Source organism: Streptomyces sp. NPDC026575 (assembly GCF_055567415.1).
Genome location: NZ_JBVHQM010000034.1, coordinates 54,385 through 73,557 on the forward strand (window position 1 = coordinate 54,385; position 19,173 = coordinate 73,557).

The window sequence follows — 19,173 nt, forward strand, 5'->3', positions numbered from 1 at the left end:
GAGGGGCGCCGGGACGCCTGATCGAGGGGCCGACTCTGTCGCAGACGCGTATCTGAGGCCCGGTTTCTCAGACCTCGTCCGCGTGGGGGCGGTCACGCGCGGCTGACCTGCTGGTCGCCGGCCATGGCGGGGCCGTCGCGTTGGGCTCGGGGGTCTGCGTGGTGTCCACCGTGATGTGGAGCCGGGTCCCGCCATCATGGCCGGCGGGGTAGCTGCGCTGTTCGGTGGCGGGGAAGCAGTGCCGGAGAACTTCTGCGACCCGGCGGGCGGCCTCGGGGGATGCGGCGACGATACGGACCTCGGCCATCCCGGCCGAAAGAATCGGTTCTACAGGTCTCATGCTGGCCTCTCTGTCAGGCATATGAGGTGCCACGGGGCGAATGCTCACACCTACCGCCGTCAGTCATGGAACGGTTGGCGTCCTCATCGCCCTGATCGTGCTGTCCGCGGCGAGCTACAGACGGGCGGAGAGACGAGCTGGCCGGGCCCACCGCCGGCCTTCCGACTCCGGCAAGGACGGGAGCGCCGAAATATCCCGATGTGTTCACCGTACTCCGGCCGACGGTCCACCGACCCCGCGAGACCAGGCGTTCGTGGAGGCGGGCCGTGCGCCGCTTGGGCACCACCCCTTGCCGACGCTGACCAAGACCGCCGCGTTGGACCGCGCGCCGATGGCACGGACGACCATGCCGCGGGCCGTGAGCGCGCCTCATGGTGTCCGGCCGCGCGGCTTCGTGGACTTCCAGTGCCAGGTGCTGAGGAACGGACGCAGCCGGTCGTTGGCGAGGCCGGCGACGAGCTGGGGGAGGCGGGTAATCGGGGGCGGCCAGCTCGACCGCTGTTGACCCTGGTGTACCGCTCTGAAGGGCTGAGATGGGGCTGTGGCTGGCCCCGAGGGGGTGGGAATGGAGGTGACTCGCACGGGCAACGGCTCCGGCTGCCAGGGACCAGCCCGCCCGGACCTTCCGCTGGGGCACACAACTGGACGTGCGGCCGGTCAAGGCGTTCGGCGACGGCTCCAACGTCACCGAACAGGCCGTGGCCTCCTACGTGGCGAAGTACGCAACCAAGGCCGCCGAGACCACCGGCTCCCTCGACCGGCGCATCGGCGAACTCGCCGAGCTGGACCGCCACCAGGTCCCCGACCACACCCGCCGCCTGATCACCGCGTGCAAGGCCCTGGACCCGCTCTACCCGGACCGCCGCCTCTGGGCCTGGGCCCACATGCTCGGCTTCCGCGGCCACTTCTCCTCCAAGTCCCGCCGCTACTCGACCACCCTGGGCGAACTCCGTACGGCCCGCGCCGACTTCCGCGCCGCCCAGGAACGCGAAGCCCTCGGCCTCGAACCCCCGGAGCCGGACACCGTCCTCGTCCTGACCGACTGGCAGTACGTCGGCCATGGCCACACCCCCGGCGAATCCGCCCTCGCCACCACCATCGCCCGCGGTATCCGACTCAACCGTGAGACCGCCCGAGAAGCCCTCGCCCAGGAAGGGGAACGAGCGTGACCGACGCCCTGCTCACCGTCGACCAAGCCGCCGAACGCCTCGGCACCAGCGCCCGCTTCCCCCGCCGTCTGATCGCCGAACGCCGGATCACCTTCGTCAAGATCGGCAGCCATGTCCGCATCCCGGAGAGCGTCCTGGCGGCGTACATCGAGGGGAACACCGTGCAGCCCATGCGCCGTCGCCGGTCTCGCTACGGAAGGGCTGCCTGATGGGGAACAGCAAGGGCACCCGCCGGCGCTTCGGCGCGGTGCGTCAGTACCGGTCCGGCCGCTGGACCGCGAGCTACCAGGAACCGGACGGCCAGGAGTTCCGCGCACCTGAGACTTTCGCGACCGAGAAAGACGCCGAGGTCTGGCTCTCACAGATCGAAGCCGATCTCACCCGTGGCAATTGGCAGGATCCGGATGCCGGTGCGGTGAACTTCAAGGAGTACGCACTTCGGTGGGTGGAGGAGCGCGGCCTGTCCGCCACCACCGACGAGCTGTACCGGCGCCTCCTGTGGCTGCACATTCTTCCCACCTTCGAGGCCCTGGACCTCGACGAGATCACCGCACCCCGGGTTCGTACTTGGCGAACCGAGCGACTGTCGAGCACTGGGGCCGCGACGACCGTGGCCAAGTCCTACCAGCTGCTCAAGGCCATCATGGAAACCGCGGTCGACGACGAGCTGATCCGCCGCAACCCCTGCCGCATCAGAGGCGCCGGAAAGGAGTCCTCCGCCGAACGCCAGATCGCCACCGTCGACCAGGTCGACGCGCTCGCCGACGCCCTCGGGCCTCGCTGGCGCCTGATGGTCTTCCTTGGTGCGTACGGCCCCATGCGGCCAGAGGAACAGGCCGAGCTGCGCCGCAAGGACGTGGACTTGGATGCCATGACCATCCGCGTCCGCATGGCCGCCCCCGAGCTGACGACTGGTCGGCGTGCCCTCGGCGACACCAAGTCGGACGCGGGCAAGCGACTTGTAGTCCTGCCGGCCTTCCTCCGGACAGATCTCCGACGCCACCTCGACTGGTACGCGGAGAAGGGGCCGGACGGGCTGCTGTTCGTGGGGGAGAAGGGCAAACCGTTCCGGCGGTCCACCTTCGGGCGTAAGTGGCGCAAGGCACGCGCGCTCGTTGACATGCCGGAAGGCTTCCGCTTCTACGACCTTCGTCACACCGGTCACACCCTGGCGACCCGATCCGGGGCCACCCTCAAGGACACGATGGTCCGCGCCGGCCAGTCGTCGGAGAAAGCCGCACTGATCTACCAGCACTCGGACCTTGAGCGGCAACAGGAAGTCGCGAGCGGCCTGGACGACCTCGTGCGGGCCGCCCGGAGCAAGGCCAGCAAGGCCCGCCAGAAGCCTTCCGGTGAGCCTTCTGGTGCGGATCTGGTGCAAGACGCCTGAACTGGTCCAGACAACAAACAAGGCCCAGGTCTCCGACCTGGGCCTCAACTATGGAGCGGGTGACGGGAATCGAACCCGCGCTCTGAGCTTGGGAATCACGGGGTGATCTACCTCCAATCGGCGCCCTGACCTGCCGAAACGTCGATCTGAGCGCCTTATGTCGCCCCCCGTTGCGCACCCGAATTCCCCGTGGTTTACCGGCCCTTCGGGCACGCAGCGGGCACGGCAGCCCCTCGTTGCGAACTATCGGCGAGGCGGTTGCTGACGCCAGAGGCGCTCTTCCGGCGCCGTCCGGAATGTCCTACGGTCCATGGGCATGGGCGGGCTTGGCGAGTTCTTAAGGAAGCGTTGGGGAGTAGTGATCCTCGTGCTGGGGATCCTGGCCTGGGCTGCGGATGTGATTGGTCCGGGTGTGTTCATCCTGGTAGCCGCAGTGTCGGTTCTCTACTTCCTGCTATCTGCTCCACTGAGGTGCATAGCTATGGGGCGTCAGGGGAGGTGCCGCAACAACGCGCAAGGCCTATTGCGTGGGTGCTGGATCCGCGAGCACAAGTGGCAAGGCTTGAAGGCAATGCGTGGAGCAGGTGGGGACGGGCAGGGCCCCAGTGCGGTGATCACGCAGGATCGGCAGCAGTTGAGTGCGTCCCTGGGCGTCGCGACGGGGGTGCTATCGGCGATAGTCGCGTGCGCGGATTTCATCTTCAAGTGATCTTGAAAGTGGTCGTGGCAGGGACATCGCCGTGGGTTCAAATCCCGCAGCCTCCAGGGGGGAGCCTTTGGGTATGCGGGGGCCACTAGTCGAGCTCTTCCAGCTCGTCCAGCCAACGTTGGGCAACAGCAAGAAATTGCCCAATGGTGAGGCCATAGGCGACTAGCTCTGCGATCATCTCGCCGCCGCTGATCTCGGCAGCGTTGAATCTCCCCAGAGACCTCTGCAGATGCAGTCCCCCATTGAGAACCTCCCTGGACGCTGGGAGGACGGCATCTGGCCCCTCAAGTTCCGTGAGGGTTTGAGCCTTCAGCAGCTCAGTGATCCGTTCTTCGACAGTGCGAGTCAGCTCGTGCCGGTGAGCTTCGTCTTCGGGAGTCTGGTACGTGTGTACGCCGGCCTTGCAGGCCTCGGATACGCCATGAGCGGCGCGGATGACATCGGCGAACGCTTCTCGTCTCGCCTGGCGTCGCCACTGGGCGTGTTGGGCCTTGTACTGAGCCTTCACCTGCCAGCGTGTTTGTCGCCCCGACCAGACAGCAGCGAACCCTGCTCCCAGCGCTCCGACTAAGGCGCCGAGCAATGCTGATATGACCGATTCCATAAGGGCATTCTCACGCACACCGGGCTCCCGCAGGTCAGCTCATATCGCGCCGCACCGCTCAAGGTCTGCGCTTATCTCGAACAACGGTGGGTCAGTGAGCGGAGCGCCCATGACGGGCTGAGCCGCATCGCGGCAGCAGGTAGCTCCCCCTCAGCCACGGATCAGGGTCCGGTCCGTTTACGCGCCCGCACCCGTGACGGTGGCGGTACGGCGGCCTGCCCATGCCGGCCTGCGTGCCCGGAGCGCTCGGCCCTGCTGCCCCCATCCCTCCCGTAGCCAGCTCTTGTTGACGGAGCCAAGACCTATGGCACGGTCGGCAGTGCGCCCGCCATGTAAACCGCTCACCGCTTCCGCCCCACCTCACCACTCACCTCCACGCACTTCCTCGCCGCCCTCGGGGCTCCCGGCTTGGGCCTGCCCCTGAGGCACGGCGCCTGCGTGGCTGCTCAGCTCGTCCTGATGGTGGGTGACTGCTGCCGGGCTGCCGGGTGGCGTCGGTGGTGGTGTTGGCCGGTGGGGTGTCTGCTCGGTCCGGCGGTGCTTTTGGGCAGGAGAAAGCGTCTAGCGGATCACCCCGTGGCAGCTTCGGTGGCGCGGGGCCGGGGGCCGGGCGGAGCGGGCCGGAGGCAGGAGCGTCGCCCGAGCCCCCGTGCCCGCGCCGGCCCGCGTGGCGGGCCGGTGGGGTGTGATTCGTAGCGGCGGCTGTCAAAGCCGTTGGCCTGCGCGCCGGATGCCGAAGGCAAGAGCCCCCACAAGGCCAGAGCCACAAGCCGCAAGCCTTCCCGCGGCGACGAGCCGCGAGACGCTGACCAATCGGGTGCACGGCGGCTGCTGGCTTCGATCGGCACTCCACGGACTCAACGGGTTGTTGCCCTGCGATCGGCACCCGGAGACCCGGTAAGGGAACGGCACCCCCGGCGAGAGCCCCCGGAGTGCCCTCCCTCCCCAACCTCCTGCCTCTTCCCCGGCCGAAGGGCGGGGCTTGATGAGGTAGAGAAACCTGTAACAGCTCCCTCCTCCTCATCGCATTGCGTCGGCGATGGCCCCCATCCGATCGGTAACCGCCTCGGCGCCAGCTTCCGTGAGCACTTCGTACTTGCCTGGTTTGTTGGCGTAGCCGACGGCCGTACCTCCAGCCAAGTGGGCTGCCTGAACGTCAGTGACGGAGTCGCCGATCAGCACGCACTCGGATGGTCCGACTTCAAGCAGCTCGGCAGCTCGCAACAACGCGTGAGGATGCGGCTTCATCAGGTCGGGGCGATCAGCAGCACGACCCACGACCTCACGTACGTGGCCGCTCAGCCCGTGCTGTGCGAGGAACGCCCGGACGCATTCAGCGGAGTTGTTGCTAACGACGGCGACACGGCGCCCCGCGGCTTCTGCTGCCTTCAGCGCATCTACAGCTCCGGCCGTCGGCATTCCAGCGACTGCCACAGCTTCAAGTTCAGCGGTGGCAAGAGCCCGCTCTACCCGCAATCCCAGTTCGGGATTGGACTCGTAGCTCAGCCGCAGGACTTCCATCGGATCGTCTGTCTCGGTGAGCTTCGCACTGAGTGACGGTTCCTGCGTGGCAACCTGGTGCCTCAAACCCTCCGCAACCTTGGGCGCTGGCAGGCCGGCGAACACGTCGCACAGCGGACCGTCGAAGTCGAAGAGCACTGCGGAGGCCCGGGCCAGCGTCCTGCTGAGGTCGTCACCGGCCATCGAGATCAAAGTCCCTCGCGATCGTCTCCCACACGCTGTCGAACCACATGCGAGCCTGCTGTACCTGCTGAGTGCCGCTGGATGAATCGCTGTCGTTTACCGAGTGGTGGAACAATACGGTGTCCCTGCCCACCAGGTCGTAGATCTCGATCGCCTCGCCCTGGGCGACCACCTTGTTGGGCTTGATCGGGTAGTAGCCGAAGAACGCGTCTTCGCCGTTGATCACGTACAGCTTGAAGAACTGCGTCCCGTTGTGCACGCGTACGTCGACGCGAGTCTCCGGTACCAGTCCTAGGTGCTCCAGCTCCTTGATCGAATCTCGGATGCTTCGCGTGTAGCCGACCATGATGTCGTGCATCCGGTTGCGGAGTCGGACGTCGTCCTCGCAGTCTTCCCGGCGTACCGGTGCTGCTTGCGGCACCGACATGTCCGGCACGAGTATCCGGACGGTGATGCTGGTCGGCGTGAGGCGCCCCACGCGGATCTTGTCTAGCGGCTCTTGCAGCGCGCCATGAAGTGTCTCGCTGGAGAATCCGGCGAAGTCGATCGTGACGTCTTTGCTGGAGAAGGCCTGCTCGACGTAGGGGCGTAGGCCGGCAGGCCGCTCCGTGCGATTGCGGACGAAGACCCCGCTGCCCTTCCGTGACACCACGAGACCTTCGTCTTCCAGGTCGCGAAGGGCTCGCTGGATGGTCGCCCGTGCGAAGCCATACATCTCCGTCAGCGCCTTGTGCGACGGGAGCTTTTCTCCGGGGGCCAGCTTCCTGGTTCGGATGGCCGCTCCGAGGCTGCTTGCCACCTGCTCGTATGGCGGCCGGTCGTCGTCCGGGTCTAGCGGGTCGGGAGCGAAGGTCATGCACCGATGCTACGCGGCCCTACCGGCATCGGGACAGCCAGGACAGTCAGGTGTTGACATGACTAGCCATGTTGCTTACGTTGGTCATGTGGCCAACAAGGCTAGCCAAGTCAGTCACCTCTCTGAGGGGAAGTTCCTCATGCCTTCGTTCAAGATCGACACGTCGACTGCTGTGGTGTTCGTGGCGACCGCCCCCGCTCCGAAGCTGGTGAACAAGCAGACGGGCGAAATCGCGGTGGACCGTGAGACCGGCGCCAAGATGATGACGGTGGGCCTGCTCATCTCCGATGAGGGGGAGGGGAACCTCTACCAGGTGTCGGTCCCGGAGACGGGTGTCCCGGAGGGCCTGGTGCCCGGCTCCCCGGTGTCGGTGGTGGGCCTGAAGGCCCGGGACTGGGAGAACGAGTTCAACGGCCAGAAGCGGCACGGGATCTCGTTCCGTGCGGTCGCGATCACGGCCGGGCTCTGATCATGTCGGACCTGACCACGATCCTGGAGGCAACCGGCGCCTTAGCTGGTGTGGGTGGCCTCGGCTACGCGAAGGGCCACGCGCCGCGTGTGTACTGGTCGCTGGTGGGTCTGCCGGTCGCCTGGGGCCGGTTCAGGGTGACGTACCGCTCGACGATGGATGTGTGTGGGCTGACGGTGCAGCCGTCGCGTCTGCGGGCGTTCATGGCGCGCAACATCGCTCGTCGTGAGGTTCAGCCGGTTCCGCCGAAGGTCCGCCGTGTGCGGGGTACTTCGACCGGGCTGCGGGTCTTGCTCCGGCTTCCGGCCGGTCTGGAACCGGCGGACGTGGCGGCGGCCTCCGAACGGCTCCGGCATGCCTGGGGTGTCCACTCGGTCAACGTGGTGGAGTCCAAGCCGGGTGTGGTGGAGCTGCGGATGACCGGCTACGACGTGCTCAAGCGGGTCCGGATGCCGCGCCGTCTCAAGGCTGGGTCGGTGGCTGTGCCGGTGGCCTTGCGTGAGGATGGGACCGCGTTCGTACGCGACTACCGCAAGGCCCCTCACGGTCTGACGCTGGGCGCGAACCAGTCCGGTAAGTCGATGTATCAGCGCAACCTGATCAAGGGCCTGGCCAAGCTGCCGGTGGGCCTGGTCGGCATCGACTGCAAGCGCGGGGTGGAGCAGAGCGCCTACGCGCCTCGCCTGTCGGCCCTGGCGGTCACGTCGGAGCAGGCTTCCGCGCTGATCGATGTGCTGGTCGCAGAGATGGAGGACCGCTTTGATCTGCTCGCCGAGCATGGCGTCTCGGATCTGTGGGACCTGCCCGATGAGGTTCGCCCGGTGCCGCTCATCGTGCTGATCGACGAGATCGCGGAGCTGTTCTTCGTGACCTCGAAGAAGGATGAACCGGCCCGCGACCACACGGTCATGCAGCTGGTCCGGTTGGGTCAGATGGCCCGCGCGATCGGCATCTACCTGGAGGTCTGCGGCCAGCGCTTCGGCTCCGACCTGGGTAAGGGAGCGACCGCCCTGCGCGCGCAGCTCACCGGCCGTGTGGTCCACCGGGTCAATGACAAGCAGACCGCTGAGATGGGTCTCGGTGACATCGCGCCGGACGCGGTGTTCGCCGCCACATCGATCCGAGCCGACCGTCCCGGCGTCGCGGTGGCCGGTGACACGTCCGGTGGCTGGTCGCGGATCCGCACCCCCGAGACCTCGCCTGCTGAGGCGGCGGCGGTCTGCCAGGAGTTCGCCTACCTCACGCCGGACATCCCCGTTCTGGCTCCGTTCCGGCCGGCCGTTGCCGCTGAGTCGACGCTCGACGAGTCGCCGTCGCTGATCAAGCCCCGGCCCATCACCGACTAACCCCCACGCGCGCCACGGCCGGTGTGACCGCCTCACGCCAAGTCCCTAGCACCGCCATGCCCAAAACAGGCTCAAGCAAAGGAGATGACCATGTTCCACCGCCACGACGACTACGACCGCAGTGCCCGTATCACCAACGACGCGATCGACTACGGCGAGAGTGAAGGCTCGGATCTGGAGTTCGCCAGTCTCGTCGTCAACTCGATGATGGAACAGGCCTATCGCGAGGACGAGGGCACCTACCCGCCCGCCGGTCACAGCTACCCCAGCAACGACCACTGACCGCGATGGCTGCGAAGAGGGCCACCGCCCGCAAGACGGCCTCGAAGAAGCCGTGCCCGGACTGCCAGAACGCCGGACAGACCTCCGAGACCTTCCAGGTCGGCGCCCGCAAGAAGCGCGACAGCCCACACAAGCAGGAGGCGCTGTGCCTGACCTGCTGGGGCACCGGCGAAGCCCCCACCACCTGAACCGCCGTGCGCCGGGCGGACACCCCAACTCCGCCCGGCCCGGCCCGATCCAGGAAGGAGGTACCACGATGCGATCGAAGATGCGTCTGGACGCTGTGCTTGTTCAGGCCGTGATCGCCGGTGCCCTGTCCTTCGCCCACCTGCACGACATCGCCGAAGCGGCCGGCCAGCACGGCTGGAAGGCCTGGGCCTACCCCGTCAGCGTCGACCTGCTCTTCGTCGCCGCCTGGCGCCGCCTCCGCACCCTACGAGCCAACGACCACGCCGCACGGTCCGCCTGGACGTGGTTCTTCATCGCCCTGGCCGCATCCCTCGGCGCGAACATCGCGACCGCCGGGCTCCTCGACCTCAACGCGGTACCGGCCTGGCTGCGCATCCTCGTCGCCGGATGGCCTGCCCTGGCCTTCCTCGGCGGAACCCTCCTCGCCCACACACCCACCCCAGCAGCACCGGACCACGCGCCTACCTCAGCCGACGAGCCCGAAGAGATCGATGTGGACACAGCTCCCGCTCCGGCTCAGGTCCTGCCCGAAGTGCCGTCCGCGCCGGAGATCGAGCCCAGGCCAGTCGAGGAGACAGACACACGTCCCATCGCCCCTGCACCCGTGTCCTCCCCGGCCGCTAAGCCAGTCGCAGCCCCGGTCCCTGCGGTGCCTCCGGCGTTGCTGGATCACGCCCGGAAGATCGCCGACACCCACCGCGCCGCCACCGGCTCGCCGATCGACAACGACACCTTGCGTGCCCGCCTCGGCGTCCCGCCGCTCCTGGCTGACGCCATCACTGCCCAACTCGCCTGAAAGGAGGCTCACATGGCTCGTCCGAACCGCTTCTACGACGTGATCCGCATCGGTCCCGTCCAGGTCGGCTCGCACTACGACGGCCGTGGCCGGACCAAGCACACCGCTGCCTGCACCGCGCCCGGCTGCGGCTTCTCCGCCGACTACCGCGACCGCTCCGCCGCTGAACTCGCCGCCCGCACCCACCGCTGCAACCCCTGACCGCCGAAGGGAGGCAACCGCCATGCGCTACCCGGACGCCCAACTGCGCGCCAACCACCGCCCGGCACACCTGATCCCGCCCGGCGTCGACCCGCGCAACGTCGTCATCGTCCAGGCCCCGCCCCGGTCCTACGCCGGGCCGATCCTGCTCACGATCGCGATCACCCTCGGCGCTTCCGTCGTGCTGATCGTGCTCGCCGTTGCCTTCCAGATCGCGGCCGCCGCTGCCGCAGCAGCCGTCCCGACCATCGGCGGAGCCAGCATCACGATCAAGCTCGCCCGCAAGCACCACAAGCACTGAAAGGAACTTGTCATGGGCCTGTTCAGCCGCAAGACCAACGACTCCACCCCCACCGACCCCGCCATGACGGAGAAGGGCCGCGAGTACGCCATCGCCAAGCGCCACAGCGACCGCAAGACCGCCAACCGCCTCGTCCGCGAGATCGGCGGCAACTCCCGCACGGATGACGAGCGGGCCGCGTTCTGGAAGGGCGCCGACGCCTACGACGCCATCCCGCCCGCCCACTCCAAGGGCCGCAACCGCCGCCGCTGAACGGCCCCCGGGGCGGCTCTCTCGCCAAAGATCCGCCGCCCCGGGCGCCAGCAACCCCTTCCAGACCTCACCGACCCGAAAGGGACCGCCCATCATGCCCGACAACACCACCCGCATCCGCTACTGCTCCAACTGCGACGGCTTCCCCGCCGTCGCCATCACCACCGGTCGGCACAACCGCGACGGCTCCCGCCACACCCTTACCGTCACCTGCCGGACCTGCCACGGCACCGGCACCGCCCCGGCCCACCTCACCCGCCGCAAGGTGACCGCGTGACCGACGCCGCCACCCTGGCGGGCCTGGACCCGACCACCCTGGGCGACCTGCTCAAGGTAGCCGGGTCCCCCGGCTTCGACCGCTGGCAAGACCAGATCCGCCGCACCGGCGGCTGCTCCGACCCCATCCACCTGACCGGCACGACCAAGACCCTCGACCCGGCCACCGGTGCCGTCCTGCACACCTACAGCACCGACTACGAACCCGGCGGACGCCTCCGAGTCGCCTGCGGCAACCGCCGCGCCTCCCGCTGCCCGTCTTGCGCCTGGACCTACGCGGGAGACACCTACCACCTCATCCGCGCCGGCCTCGCCGGCGACCCAGCCAAGAACACCCCGGAAACCGTCCGCGACCACCCCCGCGTCTTCGCCACCCTCACTGCCCCAAGCTTTGGCCCCGTTCACAACCGCCCCGGCCATCGCCCCTGCCGCTGCGGAACCCAGCACCCCGACAACGCGCCCGAACTTGGCACCGCCCTCAACCCGGACACCTACGACTACGCCGGAGCTGTCCTGTGGAACAACCACGCAGGCCACCTCTGGCGCTACGTCACCATCTACCTGCCGCGCGAGCTGGCCAAGCGCTCTGGTCTCACCCAGAAGGGCCTCAAGGCCCAACTCCGCGTCTCCTACGGGAAGGTCGCCGAGTACCAGAAGCGCGGCGCCATCCACTTCCACGCTGTCATCCGCTTCGACGGGCCCGACGGCCCCGACACCGAACCCCCGCCCTGGGCCACCCTCGACCTGCTCACCGACGCCTTACGCGCCGCCGCTGCCCGCGCGGAAGTCGCCCTGCCTCCTGCTGGTGACCAGCCCGCGCGGACCCTGCGCTGGGGCACCCAGCTCGACGTCCAGCCCATCGGCGCCTTCGGAGGTGCCGAAGACCTCACCGAACAGGCCGTCGCCTCCTACGTCGCCAAGTACGCCACCAAGGCTGCCGAAGCCACCGGCACTGTCGATCGCCGCATCGGGGAACTCGCCGAACTCGACAAGTGCCCCGACCTGCCCGATCACACCCGCCGCCTCATCCAAGCGTGCTGGGACCTCGATGAGCTGTACCCCGACCGACGGCTCTGGCAGTGGGCGCACATGCTCGGCTTTCGCGGCCACTTCTCCACCAAGTCCCGCCGCTACTCCACCACCCTCGGCGCCCTCCGCCAGGTCCGCGCCGACTACCGCGCCGCCCAACAACGCGCCGCCCTCGGCCTCCCCGACCCCGACGACTACCCCGAGGCGACCACCCTCACCGTCGCCCACTGGGCCTACGCCGGCCACGGTCACACGCCGGGTGAGTCCTGGCTCGCCGCCAACCTCGCGAAGGAGATCCAAGCCAACCGTGAGATCGCCCGTGAAATACGAGCCGAACTCGACACCGAAGGGGAGTGGTGACCATGGCTGACCGCCTGATGACTGTGCAAGAGGTCGCTGAGCGGCTCGGTACGACGGTCCGCTTCCCCCGGCGACTCATTGAGGAGCGACGGATCGAGTACGTGAAGATCGGTCGGCACGTCCGCATTCCTGAGCGGGTCGTGGAGGCCTTTGTCGCGGCACACACGGTCGCGCCCACTCTTCGGCGTTTGCGGGGCGCGGCCTGATGGCGGGAAGGAAGCGTTCGTTCGGCCGCGTGCGCAAGCTCCCGTCCGGGCGGTATCAGGCCCGTTACCTGGGGCCCGATGGCATCGATCGGCCTGCACCCCACACCTTCCGTACAAAGCGGGAGGCGGATGACTGGTTGGCCGACCGGCAGAGCGAGATCCACTCGGGCGACTGGCAGGACCCTGACGCAGGCGCGGTGAACTTCAAGGCCTACGCCCTGCAGTGGGTGGATGAACGTGGGCTCGCGGCGACCACGTATGAGCTGTACCGCCGTCTGCTCCGACTGCACGTCCTGCCAGCCTTCGAGGACATGGACCTTGACCAGATCACTCCTCCCCGCGTGCGGACCTGGCGTACTGAGCGGCTGCAAACGACAGGGGCCGACACGACCGTGGCTAAGGCGTACCGGCTGCTGAAGGCCATCATGGAGACCGCTGTCGAGGACGAGCTGATCCGCCGCAATCCGTGCCGGATCAAGGGAGCGGGGAAAGAGACAGCGAAGGAGCGGCCCATCGCCACTGTTGAGCAGGTGGATGCCCTGGCGGATGTCATGGGGCCGCGCTGGCGGCTGATGGTCTACATCGCCGCGTACGGTCCCGCCCGGCCCGAGGAGCAGGCCGCGCTACGGCGTCTTGATGTGGATCTCGAAAATGTCGGTGTGTGGATTCGCACAGCCGAGCCGGAGCTGACCACGGGGCGACGTGCGCCGGGCGACACCAAGTCGGCTGCGGGCAAGCGGTTCCTCGTCCTGCCCGAGTTCATGGCAGTCGACCTGGAGCGGCATCTCGACTGGTACGCCGAGAAGGAGCCGAACGGTCTGCTGTTCGTGGGGGAGCGCGGCAAGCCGTTCCGGCGGTCTACCTTTGGGCGGAAGTGGCGCAAGGCCCGTGCCAAGGTCGGGCTGCCTGACGACTTCCGCTTCTACGATCTGCGGCACACCGGGCACACCCTCTCGACACGCTCCGGGGCGACGCTCAAGGACACGATGGTCCGTGCCGGCCAGTCCTCGACCAGGGCTGCGCTGATCTATCAGCACTCGGACGTGGAGCGACAGAAGGAGGTCGCTGGCGGCATCGACGCGCACGTCCGCGCAGAGCGGGTGAAGGCCAAGACGGCTCGTGATCAAGAGCGATCGGGCACGCAGCGGGCACGGAACGCCTAAGACGGTCTGAATAACACTGAGGCCCAGCCGGGGAGTTACATCCCTGAGCTGGGCCTTCGCAATGGAGCGGGTGACGGGAATCGAACCCGCGCTCTGAGCTTGGGAAGCTCATGTTCTACCATTAAACTACACCCGCGTAATCCCGCCTCGGATCGAGTGCGGAACATCGTCGCACACTCTACCTCATCGCCGCCGGGCGGTGCATTTGGCATGTCCGGGTGAGGGCTGTTGGCATGTCCGGTGGGGGCTGCGGGGTGCCTGGTGACGGTGGGGGTGGAGTGCGGCCCGTGGGTGGGATGCGGGTGCGGGGAGCGGGAGTTGAGGCGTACGGTTGGGCGTCGGAGTGCCGCGTGCGGTAGCACCCAGTTCATCCCCTAATGTGGCTTTTGTTGTCCACGCAGTTGGGAGAGGGACTTGATGGAGCGCACCGTCGTACGTTGTGCCGAGGGCCACGTGTTCAGCACCGCTTCGTTCCCCATGCAGACCACCGACCGGCTTGGTCCCGGACGGCTGTTGCGCTGCCCGCGCTGTGCTCGGCTGCGGCATTCGGTGCCCGTGGAGCACACCAAGCGGTAGGGAACGAGAAGACGTAGCGGTAGGGAGCGGCAGTAGGGGGACCGCGGTGGTGACGCGGTAACGGCGGAGAGCCGGCGGAGTCGGAAGACGGGCCGGCAGAGCGGCAGGACGAGTCGGCAGAGGCCGCGAGAGATCGACAAGGGTCCGCAGGACCCAAAGACGGATGGGTGGGCCCGGTTCCCCGGTGGGGGCCGGGCCCTCGCCGTGCGGTGGGGGTGATGCGGGCGCGTATCCTCGTGTGCGTGCTTCTCTCAGACAAGGACATCCGGGCCGAGATCGACGCTGGTCGGGTGCGCATCGATCCCTATGACGAGTCGATGGTGCAGCCGTCCAGTATCGACGTGCGCCTCGACCGGTTCTTCCGGGTGTTCGAGAACCACCGCTATCCGCACATCGACCCCGCCGTCGAGCAGTCCGATCTGACCCGTGAGGTCGTTCCGGAGGGGGACGAGGCGTTCATCCTGCACCCGGGCGAGTTCGTGCTGGCCTCGACGTACGAGGTCATCTCGCTGCCGGATGACCTTGCTTCCCGGCTGGAGGGCAAGAGCTCGCTGGGGCGGCTGGGGCTGCTGACGCACTCGACCGCCGGGTTCATCGACCCGGGCTTCAGCGGGCATGTGACGCTTGAGCTGAGCAATGTCGCCACCCTGCCGATCAAGCTGTGGCCGGGCATGAAGATCGGGCAGCTGTGCATGTTCCGGCTGACCTCGCCGGCCGAGCACCCGTACGGCAGCGAGCGCTACGGCTCGCGATACCAGGGGCAGCGCGGTCCGACGCCGTCCCGTTCGTTCCGGAATTTCCACCGTACGCAGGTCTGAGGCAGGCGCAGGCGCACGGCGGGCGCCGGAGCGCGTGGGCGCAGGGACACAGAAGGTCTGAGAGAGATACGTGAGTGACGTGCGGGAGAACCTGACGTACGAGCGCTTCGGCGGCGCGATCCGTGAGCTGGCGCAGATGGTCGCCGACGACGGGTACGAGCCCGATGTCGTGCTGTCGATCGCCCGGGGCGGGGTCTTCGTCGCCGGCGGCCTGGCGTACGCGCTGGACTGCAAGAACATCCACCTGGTGAACGTGGAGTTCTACACCGGGGTGGGCACCACCCTGGAGATGCCGGTCATGCTGGCGCCGGTGCCGAACGCGATCGACTTCAGTGACAAGAAGGTGCTGATCGCGGATGACGTCGCCGACACCGGCAAGACGCTGAAGCTGGTGCACGACTTCTGCGTGGGGACCGTGGCCGAGGTCCGCAGCGCGGTGATCTATGAGAAGTCGCACTCGCTGGTGAAGTGCGAGTACGTGTGGAAGCGCACCGACGACTGGATCAACTTCCCGTGGAGCGTCGAGCCGCCCGTCGTGCGCCGCGAGGGGCAGATTCTCGACGCCTGAGGGGCGGGTCCGCGGGGCACTGATCGTCTCGCGGATCGTCCCTTGCCGTGAGTCCGGTGCGCCGGGCACTCCGTCGAAGGACGCGTGGGAGAACCCGTCTGGCCTGGCTTTCCCCCGTCGCTGCTGGGCGGGGCTGTTCTCAGCGATCATCCGGCATCAGCAACACACGCCAGGACGGGAACCTGCAACCTGCTGATCCGTAGCGTTGGGCAGGGCCGTGGGGCGGGCAGCCTGGGGCGGCCGGGCAGAGCTCTGCGGCGTGTTCCTGCGAGCTCCCGCGTGCCGCCGTTGCCGTCGGGATCGCCGTCACCCGGCGACTTACTGGCCGCACCGAAATGCGCGTTGCCGCGCCTCCGTGCGCAGTGTTGTCCTCCTGACCGCTCCGTTCCGTTCCGTTGCCCCGGTCGGGGTGATGCGTCGGTGTGAGGCAGCCGCTGACCGAACTGCCTGGCGTCCTTATGGACGGCGTGGCGCGCGACGGTTTCGGCCGGTCGGGCAGGGAGCGAGTGGACGCAGTCGATGCCCTGTCCGCCCTGGGCGACCGTGGCGGCCGAAGGCGCCAGGCCGTCGCATTGGTGCACTGGACGCACAGTCAATCGACTTGTGCACTGAGCGCTAACGACATTCCAGCGGGACCTCGGGACCCTGATCTCACGTCATTGCAGCACGGTCTGAACAAACATCTGCTCACCATCACCGACAAGATGGCGCGGCCGCAGTGGTCGCCTCGCCAAAGGGGGATTGTCATGCGTAAGGCAGTGCGCCGCATTGCGGCAGCCACCGGAGTACTAGTGGCGGGAGCGGCACTTCCGCTTGTCGCCACCGCACCGGCCCAGGCCACCGTGAAGAAGTGCGAGTCCTACCTGGCCGGCAAGGGCTACATCGTGGGACCGAAGGTTCATCGCGCCTGCGGCATCGCCGCTAGCGGTCAGGGTATGGACATCGCCGTTTGCACCTTCAAGCTGGCCCAGATCGGCGTCAAGGAAGGAGACAACTTCTCGGCCTGCGCCCGCGCAGGCAGCTGAGACGCCTCCGCAGCTGAACGGCCCCCGACCAGGGAATCCCCGGTCGGGGGCCGTTTCTGTTCCCGGTCCGCGTCGATCCGTGGCCGACCGCTCTTGGCCGCCCTGTCCGGCATGGGGTCCGGTACGCGCGCATCTGTAGGAATCAGACCTGGCCCCGGGTCCGGCTGCCACCGCCCACTGGCCGGTTGCGCGGCTTGTACACCACCGTCGAATTGCCCCAGCCGAAGAGAACAAGCCACAACCCGAAATGCAAACAGGCAGTGAATGCCGCTATCGGTGAATGTATCGACCGGCTCACTTCCCGCGATCCCGGCGCGGAGGCGAGGTGGCTTTTGAAGGGTGCCTGGAACACCTCATCAAGGAATGCCCCATCATCATGCCGATGTGGGTCACCAGGGATACGGCTACGGCATCCATCCGCAACCGATGACAGCAGCCATGGCCGAAACCCAGCGGCTGTTCGTCACCGAGGAATACCCAGGAAAGGGTGGCTGGTTGCCCTTGAGATCCAAGAAGCGTGCCGCCGTTCCCGGCCAAGCCGCCTAAACACTCAGCCACCACTATCCGGTACAGAGGACACGACACTGTGACGTCATCGACCACCGCACCGAAGGCAGCGACCAAGGCCCCGCCAGACCGAAAGTGGTGGGCCTTCGCCGGGGTGAGCCTGATCAGCTTCCTCGGCTGTATCGACCTCACCATCGTGAACACAGCCGCCCCGCAGATCCAGGCCGATCTCGGTGCGTCCGTCACCGATCTGCAGCTCATCGTCAACATGTTCATCGTCGCCCTGTCGATGTTCATGGTGACCATGGGGCGGCTTGCTGACTCCTACGGCCGGCGTCGTGTCCTGTATATCGGCACCGTCGTCTTCGGACTCGCCTCACTCGGCGCGGGCTTCGCCGCCACTACCGGGTGGCTTATCGCCTTCCGGTTCCTGCAAGGCGCCGCCGGGGCGATCCTTTACACCTCGACGGGCGCCATCGTGCAGAACGCGTTCCCCGAGTCCCAGCGCGGCCGGGCGATCGGCGCCCTCTATGGGGTCAACGGCGTCGGTCTTGCCATCGGGCCGTTGCTCGGCGGGGTCGTCGTGTCCGCCGTTGGCTGGCACTGGGTGTTCTGGCTCAACGTCCCGCTGGTCGCCATCGCGTTGACGTTGTGCTCCTTCAGCGTCCGCGAGTCCCGGAACGAGGAGTCCACCACCGGTGTGGACTGGCCTGGTCTCCTCCTCATCAGCCTCGGCATTCCCGCCGTGGTGCTTGCGTTCACGCTCGGCGGTACCTGGGGCTGGTCGAGCGCCGGCACCTTGGGACTCCTCGGCTTCGCCCTCGTCGCGCTCCTCGCCTTCTACGTCGTGGAGAAGCGGGCCACCGACCCCATCATCAGCTTCGGGCTCTTCAAGCACCGCTCCTTCCTCGCCGCGATCGTCTCGGACTTCGCGCTCGCGAGCTTCTACACCACGGTCCTCTTCCTGCTGCCCCTCTACTTCGACGAAGTGCGCGGGTACAGCGGCTATGCCACCGGTGCGATGCTCCTGCCCTGCACCGCGGTGATGGCGGCGCTCTCACCGTTCGTGGGCAGGCTGAGCGACCGCTTCGGGCCCAGGAAGCTCCTTGTCACCGGGTTCGCCGCGTTCACCGTCTCGGCCTTGCTGTTCACCCGGCTCAGCGCGGACGCGTCGGTCACTCTCATCGTGGTGGCGCTGGTCGTGATGGGCCTGGCGTGGGGCTGTGTTCTCGGTCCCGCCACCGTCTCCGCCCTCTCCTCGGTGCCGGAACGGCAGGCCGGGCTCGCCATGGGCTCCTCCTGGACCTTCCACAACCTCGGCGGAGCCATCGGCCTGGCTGCCGGCATCGTCCTGTACCGAGCACAGGCCGACTCCGGCCTTACCTCCGCGCTCTCGGCCAAGGGCGCTGCCACCGGCTCTTGGACCCAGGACGCGGTGGCCGATCCCGAGCGCGCCGCCACGCTGCTGAAGGAGCACACTTCCCTCAACGGCAGCGAAATCACCGACGTGTTCCACCAGATGTTCGCGCACGGTACGCAGGCGGCGATGTGGATGGTGGCCGGCACTTCCCTGGCTGCCCTTGTCATCCTCGGTCTGCTGACCCTCACCGACCGGCGGAAGACGGCCTGACGGACCTGCACTGCACTGCCTCCACGTCGTAAGGCCGGCTCTTCGCAAGGCCGGTACGTCGTAAGGCCGGTACGTCGAGCGCTCCGTCGCGCGACGCTTTGCAGGACACCCGAGCCGAGTCGTCATCGGCCCCCACCTGCTTCGGCGGGGGCCGTTTGCGGCGTCGCTGCTTGGTGGCGTACGCGGCGGGGTCCGTGGGTTCGGTGCGGTCCATGGGATCTGTGGGGCGCTGATTCTGGGTGGGGTAAGGGAGTTGGCCGTTGGTCGGCTCCCTTTCGCATGTGTGGGGGCGGCAGGTTTCGGCCAATCGCGCTCCCGGTGTTCCGGAGTTGCTTACCTGCGAGTAAATACCGGCGGTAACAGCGGGCGCAGAGGGAACGGCTGACCCGCGGAACCGGAGGGGAGGC

Annotated in this window: 22 protein-coding genes, 1 tRNA gene and 1 pseudogene; 19 read left to right on the forward strand and 5 right to left on the reverse strand. The window is 67.6% G+C overall.

All coding sequences use genetic code 11. The features are described from left to right. Positions 1–67 precede the first annotated feature (67 nt). Positions 68–340, reverse strand: a complete 273-nt coding sequence (locus ACZ4NB_RS33655; RefSeq protein ID WP_467666825.1) for a hypothetical protein — start codon at positions 338–340, stop codon at positions 68–70. 587 nt (positions 341–927) lie between these two features. On the opposite strand from ACZ4NB_RS33655, the pseudogene ACZ4NB_RS33660 reads away from it, so the two are divergent. The 3 genes and pseudogenes from ACZ4NB_RS33660 to ACZ4NB_RS33670 form a co-directional block, all read left to right on the forward strand. Further along, a pseudogene (locus tag ACZ4NB_RS33660) lies at positions 928–1,509 on the forward strand (replication initiator); the annotation flags it as partial. Further along, positions 1,506–1,718, forward strand: coding sequence for a helix-turn-helix domain-containing protein (locus tag ACZ4NB_RS33665; protein ID WP_467666826.1), 213 nt, complete (start codon positions 1,506–1,508; stop codon positions 1,716–1,718). The pseudogene ACZ4NB_RS33660 and the gene ACZ4NB_RS33665, both read left to right, overlap by 4 nt. Then, positions 1,718–2,899 carry a tyrosine-type recombinase/integrase gene (locus tag ACZ4NB_RS33670; protein WP_467666827.1) on the forward strand — a complete coding sequence of 394 codons (1,182 nt, stop codon included), beginning with the start codon at positions 1,718–1,720 and terminating at the stop codon, positions 2,897–2,899. The genes ACZ4NB_RS33665 and ACZ4NB_RS33670 overlap by 1 nt, the downstream gene beginning before the upstream one ends. A 794-nt stretch (positions 2,900–3,693) precedes the next feature. Here ACZ4NB_RS33670 and ACZ4NB_RS33675 read toward each other — a convergent pair. The 3 genes from ACZ4NB_RS33675 to ACZ4NB_RS33685 form a co-directional block, all read right to left on the reverse strand. Then, positions 3,694–4,212, reverse strand: a complete 519-nt coding sequence (locus ACZ4NB_RS33675) for a hypothetical protein (protein ID WP_467666828.1) — start codon at positions 4,210–4,212, stop codon at positions 3,694–3,696. Between the two features lie 1,020 nt (positions 4,213–5,232). Then, complete coding sequence (locus tag ACZ4NB_RS33680) at positions 5,233–5,916, reverse strand: HAD family hydrolase (protein WP_467666829.1); 684 nt, start codon at positions 5,914–5,916, stop codon at positions 5,233–5,235. Beyond that, positions 5,906–6,772 (reverse strand): GntR family transcriptional regulator, encoded by an 867-nt coding sequence (locus tag ACZ4NB_RS33685; RefSeq protein ID WP_467666830.1) that lies wholly within the window; start codon positions 6,770–6,772, stop codon positions 5,906–5,908. The genes ACZ4NB_RS33680 and ACZ4NB_RS33685 overlap by 11 nt, the downstream gene beginning before the upstream one ends. 139 nt (positions 6,773–6,911) lie before the next feature. Here ACZ4NB_RS33685 and ACZ4NB_RS33690 point away from each other — a divergent pair, with 139 nt between their 5' ends. The 12 genes from ACZ4NB_RS33690 to ACZ4NB_RS33745 all read left to right on the forward strand — a co-directional run bounded on the left by ACZ4NB_RS33690 (position 6,912) and on the right by ACZ4NB_RS33745 (position 13,642). Then, a complete protein-coding gene (locus ACZ4NB_RS33690; RefSeq protein WP_467666831.1) occupies positions 6,912–7,241 on the forward strand; it encodes an SCO3933 family regulatory protein in 330 nt (109 codons plus the stop codon). 2 nt (positions 7,242–7,243) lie between these two features. Next, on the forward strand, positions 7,244–8,587 hold the full coding sequence (locus ACZ4NB_RS33695) for an FtsK/SpoIIIE domain-containing protein (protein WP_467666832.1): 1,344 nt from the start codon (positions 7,244–7,246) through the stop codon (positions 8,585–8,587). A 90-nt stretch (positions 8,588–8,677) separates the two neighbouring features. Further along, positions 8,678–8,869, forward strand: a complete 192-nt coding sequence (locus tag ACZ4NB_RS33700; protein ID WP_467666833.1) for a hypothetical protein — start codon at positions 8,678–8,680, stop codon at positions 8,867–8,869. A 5-nt stretch (positions 8,870–8,874) separates the two neighbouring features. Then, complete coding sequence (locus tag ACZ4NB_RS33705) at positions 8,875–9,057, forward strand: hypothetical protein (RefSeq protein ID WP_467666834.1); 183 nt, start codon at positions 8,875–8,877, stop codon at positions 9,055–9,057. Between the two features lie 68 nt (positions 9,058–9,125). Then, complete coding sequence (locus ACZ4NB_RS33710) at positions 9,126–9,854, forward strand: DUF2637 domain-containing protein (protein WP_467666835.1); 729 nt, start codon at positions 9,126–9,128, stop codon at positions 9,852–9,854. 12 nt (positions 9,855–9,866) lie between these two features. Continuing rightward, on the forward strand, positions 9,867–10,055 hold the full coding sequence (locus ACZ4NB_RS33715) for a mobile element transfer protein (protein ID WP_384435286.1): 189 nt from the start codon (positions 9,867–9,869) through the stop codon (positions 10,053–10,055). 22 nt (positions 10,056–10,077) lie between these two features. After that, the gene (locus tag ACZ4NB_RS33720) at positions 10,078–10,356 is read left to right on the forward strand and encodes a hypothetical protein (protein WP_467666836.1); all 279 of its coding nucleotides are present in this window, start codon (positions 10,078–10,080) and stop codon (positions 10,354–10,356) included. A gap of 12 nt (positions 10,357–10,368) precedes the next feature. Then, positions 10,369–10,608, forward strand: coding sequence for a hypothetical protein (locus ACZ4NB_RS33725; protein WP_467666837.1), 240 nt, complete (start codon positions 10,369–10,371; stop codon positions 10,606–10,608). Between the two features lie 94 nt (positions 10,609–10,702). Then, the gene (locus ACZ4NB_RS33730) at positions 10,703–10,885 is read left to right on the forward strand and encodes a DnaJ-like cysteine-rich domain-containing protein (RefSeq protein WP_467666838.1); all 183 of its coding nucleotides are present in this window, start codon (positions 10,703–10,705) and stop codon (positions 10,883–10,885) included. Further along, complete coding sequence (repSA, locus tag ACZ4NB_RS33735) at positions 10,882–12,273, forward strand: replication initiator protein RepSA (RefSeq protein WP_467666839.1); 1,392 nt, start codon at positions 10,882–10,884, stop codon at positions 12,271–12,273. The genes ACZ4NB_RS33730 and repSA overlap by 4 nt, the downstream gene beginning before the upstream one ends. A gap of 2 nt (positions 12,274–12,275) precedes the next feature. After that, on the forward strand, positions 12,276–12,479 hold the full coding sequence (locus ACZ4NB_RS33740; protein ID WP_467666840.1) for an excisionase family DNA-binding protein: 204 nt from the start codon (positions 12,276–12,278) through the stop codon (positions 12,477–12,479). After that, the gene (locus ACZ4NB_RS33745) at positions 12,479–13,642 is read left to right on the forward strand and encodes a tyrosine-type recombinase/integrase (protein ID WP_467666841.1); all 1,164 of its coding nucleotides are present in this window, start codon (positions 12,479–12,481) and stop codon (positions 13,640–13,642) included. Before ACZ4NB_RS33740 ends, ACZ4NB_RS33745 begins: the two co-directional genes overlap by 1 nt. A gap of 62 nt (positions 13,643–13,704) precedes the next feature. Here the strand turns inward: ACZ4NB_RS33745 and ACZ4NB_RS33750 are convergent. After that, positions 13,705–13,778 (reverse strand) — tRNA-Gly (locus tag ACZ4NB_RS33750). A gap of 682 nt (positions 13,779–14,460) precedes the next feature. Here ACZ4NB_RS33750 and dcd point away from each other — a divergent pair. The 4 genes from dcd (at position 14,461) to ACZ4NB_RS33770 (ending at position 18,766) form a co-directional block, all read left to right on the forward strand. Next, positions 14,461–15,036, forward strand: a complete 576-nt coding sequence (gene dcd, locus ACZ4NB_RS33755) for a dCTP deaminase (protein WP_467666842.1) — start codon at positions 14,461–14,463, stop codon at positions 15,034–15,036. Positions 15,037–15,106: 70 nt separating this feature from the next. Then, the gene (locus ACZ4NB_RS33760) at positions 15,107–15,604 is read left to right on the forward strand and encodes a phosphoribosyltransferase (RefSeq protein WP_393485403.1); all 498 of its coding nucleotides are present in this window, start codon (positions 15,107–15,109) and stop codon (positions 15,602–15,604) included. A gap of 506 nt (positions 15,605–16,110) precedes the next feature. Next, complete coding sequence (locus ACZ4NB_RS33765) at positions 16,111–16,629, forward strand: hypothetical protein (protein WP_467666843.1); 519 nt, start codon at positions 16,111–16,113, stop codon at positions 16,627–16,629. A 586-nt stretch (positions 16,630–17,215) separates the two neighbouring features. Continuing rightward, entirely contained in the window at positions 17,216–18,766 is a 1,551-nt protein-coding gene (locus tag ACZ4NB_RS33770; RefSeq protein WP_467666844.1) for an MFS transporter, read from the forward strand. The last annotated feature ends 407 nt before the right edge of the window (positions 18,767–19,173 follow it).

What these genes read in the sequence shown, in the direction of transcription:
- ACZ4NB_RS33655 (WP_467666825.1), bottom strand. Translation starts at nt 340, where the DNA reads ATGAGACCTGTAGAACCGATTCTTTCGGCCGGGATGGCCGAGGTCCGT.
- ACZ4NB_RS33670 (WP_467666827.1), top strand. Translation starts at nt 1,718, where the DNA reads ATGGGGAACAGCAAGGGCACCCGCCGGCGCTTCGGCGCGGTGCGTCAG.
- ACZ4NB_RS33675 (WP_467666828.1), bottom strand. Translation starts at nt 4,212, where the DNA reads ATGGAATCGGTCATATCAGCATTGCTCGGCGCCTTAGTCGGAGCGCTG.
- ACZ4NB_RS33680 (WP_467666829.1), bottom strand. Translation starts at nt 5,916, where the DNA reads ATGGCCGGTGACGACCTCAGCAGGACGCTGGCCCGGGCCTCCGCAGTG.
- ACZ4NB_RS33685 (WP_467666830.1), bottom strand. Translation starts at nt 6,772, where the DNA reads ATGACCTTCGCTCCCGACCCGCTAGACCCGGACGACGACCGGCCGCCA.
- ACZ4NB_RS33690 (WP_467666831.1), top strand. Translation starts at nt 6,912, where the DNA reads ATGCCTTCGTTCAAGATCGACACGTCGACTGCTGTGGTGTTCGTGGCG.
- ACZ4NB_RS33695 (WP_467666832.1), top strand. Translation starts at nt 7,244, where the DNA reads ATGTCGGACCTGACCACGATCCTGGAGGCAACCGGCGCCTTAGCTGGT.
- ACZ4NB_RS33700 (WP_467666833.1), top strand. Translation starts at nt 8,678, where the DNA reads ATGTTCCACCGCCACGACGACTACGACCGCAGTGCCCGTATCACCAAC.
- ACZ4NB_RS33705 (WP_467666834.1), top strand. Translation starts at nt 8,875, where the DNA reads ATGGCTGCGAAGAGGGCCACCGCCCGCAAGACGGCCTCGAAGAAGCCG.
- ACZ4NB_RS33710 (WP_467666835.1), top strand. Translation starts at nt 9,126, where the DNA reads ATGCGATCGAAGATGCGTCTGGACGCTGTGCTTGTTCAGGCCGTGATC.
- ACZ4NB_RS33715 (WP_384435286.1), top strand. Translation starts at nt 9,867, where the DNA reads ATGGCTCGTCCGAACCGCTTCTACGACGTGATCCGCATCGGTCCCGTC.
- ACZ4NB_RS33720 (WP_467666836.1), top strand. Translation starts at nt 10,078, where the DNA reads ATGCGCTACCCGGACGCCCAACTGCGCGCCAACCACCGCCCGGCACAC.
- ACZ4NB_RS33725 (WP_467666837.1), top strand. Translation starts at nt 10,369, where the DNA reads ATGGGCCTGTTCAGCCGCAAGACCAACGACTCCACCCCCACCGACCCC.
- ACZ4NB_RS33730 (WP_467666838.1), top strand. Translation starts at nt 10,703, where the DNA reads ATGCCCGACAACACCACCCGCATCCGCTACTGCTCCAACTGCGACGGC.
- ACZ4NB_RS33740 (WP_467666840.1), top strand. Translation starts at nt 12,276, where the DNA reads ATGGCTGACCGCCTGATGACTGTGCAAGAGGTCGCTGAGCGGCTCGGT.
- ACZ4NB_RS33745 (WP_467666841.1), top strand. Translation starts at nt 12,479, where the DNA reads ATGGCGGGAAGGAAGCGTTCGTTCGGCCGCGTGCGCAAGCTCCCGTCC.